Origin of the sequence: Thermosulfurimonas sp. (assembly GCF_015491435.1) — a bacterium.
GTDB lineage: Bacteria > Desulfobacterota > Thermodesulfobacteria > Thermodesulfobacteriales > Thermodesulfobacteriaceae > Thermosulfurimonas_A.
Map to the genome: position 1 here is coordinate 1 of NZ_WFVX01000148.1, position 3,670 is coordinate 3,670.

A 3,670-nucleotide genomic window follows, 5' to 3' on the forward strand; every position below is an offset into this window, starting at 1 on the left:
GAGAAAACCTTCCCTCACTAAGAAGGGATTGCGACCTACATGTCTCCCGGATCAAAATCGGAAGGTTTTCACTTGCGGATGAGAAAACCTTCCCTCACTAAGAAGGGATTGCGACTTGAAGGCATCGCACCATCCCTTCTCTATCCTCATCTCTATGAGAAAACCTTCCCTCACTAAGAAGGGATTGCGAGTTCTTCGAAAACCTTTTTAAAAATATTGATAGAGGTCAGAAATGATCCTTTATCTTACCGAACAGGGGTTAAAAGTCTCACGGGAGAGAGAAAGGCTTAAGCTGGAGAGCAGGCAAAAGAAATGGGAGGTAAGGCTGGCGGAGGTGGATCAAATTTTGGTTTTCGGAAGGATAAATTTTACTGCTCCGGCTTTACAAACTTTACTAAAACGCGGAATAGATGTCCACTTTCTTACTCTTTCCGGGAAATACCTGGGTAAACTATCGCCTCCGCTCGGAAAAAATGTAGAACTCCGCCTGCATCAGTTCCAAAACTTCCATAATTCCGGAAAAAGACTGCTCCTGGCCAAAGCTTTTGTGCGTGGAAAAATTCACAATCAGCGGGAATATCTGGCCCGTCAGAAAAGAAGGCTGGGAGAGGCCACCCTGGAGGGTCCCATCTTCCATCTCAAGCGCATCCTTGCCGATCTGGAAAAGGCCAAGGATGTGGAAGAAATTCTGGGGCTCGAAGGCCTGGCTTCCCGTCATTATTTCCAGGGTCTGGGGGTTCTTTTAAGTCGTACAGGGTTCGTTTTTCGGGAACGCACTCGCCGGCCTCCCAGAGACCCTGTAAATGCCCTGCTCTCTCTGGGCTATACTCTGCTCCTCTCGCGGATCCTGAGCCTGGTGGAGGCCTCAGGGCTTGATCCTTATCTAGGTTTTTTACATTCGCCGGACTACGGGAAGCCCTCCCTGGCGCTTGATCTTATGGAGGAATGGCGTCCGATAATAGTGGATGCCATGGTGGTAAGGATTCTAAACTGGAAGACTATCAAGCCGGAAGATTTCACCGGAGAAGCCTTCCCGGACGAAGAAGAGGAATTTCAGCCCCTAAAACTAAGCCGGGCCGGGCTCAAAAAATTCGTAAAACAATTTCAGGAAAGGCTTAAAGAGGAGGCCCTTTATCCTCCCCGAAAAAAACGCTTCCGATACGGAGATATCATCCGCGAACAGGTGTATCTCTTCGCCCGGGTCCTCAAGGGAGAAGCCCCGGAATATCGTGCCTTTACTATCTGATATAATTTCCCTATGGATCGGCGATTCTACATCATCTCTTATGATATAGGAGATCCCAGGCGATTACAGAGGGTACATAAATTTCTGAAGGATTATGGGAAACCGGTCCAGAAAAGCGTGTTCGAATGCTGGCTTACCCAAAAGGAACTGGAAGACGTGGTTTCCTGGCTTGCGGACTTCATAAAACGCACCGATGACCGGGTGCGCATCTATCGCCTCTGCCGGAGTTGCCTCCAAAACCTGGAGTTCTCCGGCCCGGTATATTTCGCGGAGGAACCCGAAGAGGAATTGATCCTGTGACCAGAAACTATTATCTCGTTTGTTACGATATTGCCGAAGAAAAACGGCTAAAGAAAATAGCCCGGATAATGGAAGACTTCGGGGTGCGGGTCCTTTACAGTGTTTTTGAATGTCGGTTAACGAACCAGGAATTCGAGATCATGCGGGAGGCCGTGGAAAAGGTCATCGACCCTCTGGAGGATAAGGTCCGATACTATCGACTATGTGAAACCTGTCGCCATCCGGTAATCCATTTGGGTTACGGCAAACATACCCGCCTTCCAGAGGAAGACCACCTGGTCTTTTAGTAAGAACCGAAAAATTGATCAGCCTCCGTAAAAGAAAAGGGGTTCGACCAGTTTGACGCCCCCTCCGGAAAGGGTCTTGAGGGCCCGTTCGAGATCGGCGTCTGGAACCTTGAAGATGAGAACGGCCTTCTCCCCACCCCCTACGAAGGCGTAAGTGTAATCCACGTTGATGTCGGCCTCGGAAAGGAGCTTTACCACCTGATAAAAACCTCCGGGCCTGTCCTCCACCTCCACGGCGAAGACCTCCTGTTCCTTCACCGTGAAGCCCGCGGCGGAAAGCACGCTTCGGGCCTTTTCCGGGTTGTCCACCACCAGACGCAGGATACCAAACTCCGCGCTTTCGGCCAGCGCCAGAGCCCGGATGTTCACCCCGGCCTGATAGAGGGTCTCCGTGAGTTCCTTGAGTCGGCCCTTACGGTTTTCCAGGAATACCGAAAGTTGTTTGATAGCGTATTTACTCCGCATGGGCTACCTCCCCAGTTTTTCCTCCAGTTCCCGACGATCGATCACCCGTTTGGCCTTACCCATGGAGCGCTCCAGAGTCCTGGGTTCCACCAGTTTGACCCGGGCCCGGAGGAAGAGATGATTGGCCAGTTCCTCCTCCAGACGGTGCTTCAGGTTCTCAAGCGAGCCCAGATCCCCGGTAAAGATCCTCTCGTCCACCTCCACCCAGACCTCGAGCACGTCGAGCACGCCCTTCTTGTCCACCACGATGACATAATTGGGGGTAAGGCCCTCCACCTTGGTGAGCACGTGTTCCACCTGGGAGGGAAAGACGTTCACCCCGGAGACGATGAGCATGTCGTCGCTTCGGCCCACCACGCGCCCCATGCGCAGGATGGTGCGCCCGCAGCGACAGGGCTCCCGGTAGAGCCGCGAGATGTCCCGGGTGCGGTAACGGATGAGCGGCAGGGCCTGTTTGGTGAGGGTGGTGAAGACCAGCTCACCCTCCTCCCCCTCGGGAAGCACCTCCCCGGTCTCGGGATTGATAATCTCGGGCAGGAAATGGTCCTCAAAGATGTGGAGTTCGTCGTATTCGCAGGAGGCCGCCACTCCCGGGCCGATAATCTCCGAAAGACCGTAGGCCTCGAAGTACTTAAGTCCCCAGGCCTCGGCCACCGCCCGACGAAGCCCCTCCGAGGCCGGCTCGGCCCCGAAAAAGCCGGCCCGAAGCCTAAAATCTTTGCGAGGATCAAGGCCCTCTTCCTGAGCCACCTCGGCCAGATGAAGGGCATAGGAAGGGGTGCAGCAGAGCACCGTGGCCCCGAAATCGCGCATGAGCATGAGCTGCCGTTTGGTAAAGCCCACGCTCGAGGGCACCACCGCCGCCCCCAGGGCCTCGGCCCCGTAATGAAACCCCAGTCCACCGGTAAAGAGACCGTAACCGTAAGCATTGTGGACCACATCCCCGGGGCCCACTCCGCCCATAAGCATGGTGCGCATCATGACCTCGGTCCAGACCCGCAGGTCGTGCTCGGTGTAGGCCACCACCGTGGGCTTTCCGGTGGTGCCGGAGGAGGAATGGATACGCACCACCTGATCCAGAGGCACGGCCAGAAGACCGAAGGGATAGTGATCCCGAAGATCCTGCTTGGTGGTAAAGGGAAAACGCCGGAGGTCCTCAAGGGACCCGAGATCCCCGGGTTTGACCCCGGCCTCATCGAACTTTTTTCGATAGAAGGGCACCAGGTGATAAACGCGCCTTAAGGTTTCCTGCAGGCGCCGGAGTTGAAGGGCCTCAAGTTCCTCCCGGGAAAGATAATCCCTCCGATTCGGCCTCATTTCCACCTCCCCTGGTTTTGCCTTTTCTCCTTATCAGAGTAGCTCCGGATTGGCA

The 3,670-nt window shown here is 54.5% G+C and carries 5 protein-coding genes and 1 CRISPR repeat array; of the genes, 3 read left to right on the forward strand and 2 right to left on the reverse strand.

Going from position 1 to position 3,670, the window contains the following annotated elements; all coding sequences use genetic code 11:
- Positions 1–191: a CRISPR direct-repeat array (repeat unit 34 nt; unit sequence GAGAAAACCTTCCCTCACTAAGAAGGGATTGCGA).
- A gap of 41 nt (positions 192–232) precedes the next feature.
- Genes cas1 through cas2 (F8J34_RS06735) form a run of 3 tightly spaced genes read left to right on the forward strand, consistent with a single transcriptional unit; the run spans position 233 to position 1,833 of the window.
- Positions 233–1,246: a CRISPR-associated endonuclease Cas1 gene (gene cas1 / locus F8J34_RS06725; RefSeq protein ID WP_297057462.1), complete on the forward strand. Its 1,014-nt coding sequence runs from the start codon at positions 233–235 to the stop codon at positions 1,244–1,246.
- Between the two features lie 12 nt (positions 1,247–1,258).
- A complete protein-coding gene (gene cas2, locus F8J34_RS06730; RefSeq protein WP_297057465.1) occupies positions 1,259–1,546 on the forward strand; it encodes a CRISPR-associated endonuclease Cas2 in 288 nt (95 codons plus the stop codon).
- Complete coding sequence (gene cas2 / locus F8J34_RS06735) at positions 1,543–1,833, forward strand: CRISPR-associated endonuclease Cas2 (protein WP_297057468.1); 291 nt, start codon at positions 1,543–1,545, stop codon at positions 1,831–1,833. Before cas2 (F8J34_RS06730) ends, cas2 (F8J34_RS06735) begins: the two co-directional genes overlap by 4 nt.
- Before the next feature lie 18 nt (positions 1,834–1,851).
- Here cas2 (F8J34_RS06735) and F8J34_RS06740 read toward each other — a convergent pair whose 3' ends face one another.
- Positions 1,852–2,298: an ACT domain-containing protein gene (locus tag F8J34_RS06740; RefSeq protein WP_297057471.1), complete on the reverse strand. Its 447-nt coding sequence runs from the start codon at positions 2,296–2,298 to the stop codon at positions 1,852–1,854.
- A 3-nt stretch (positions 2,299–2,301) separates the two neighbouring features.
- Entirely contained in the window at positions 2,302–3,615 is a 1,314-nt protein-coding gene (locus F8J34_RS06745) for a phenylacetate--CoA ligase (protein WP_297057473.1), read from the reverse strand.
- Positions 3,616–3,670: the final 55 nt, after the last annotated feature.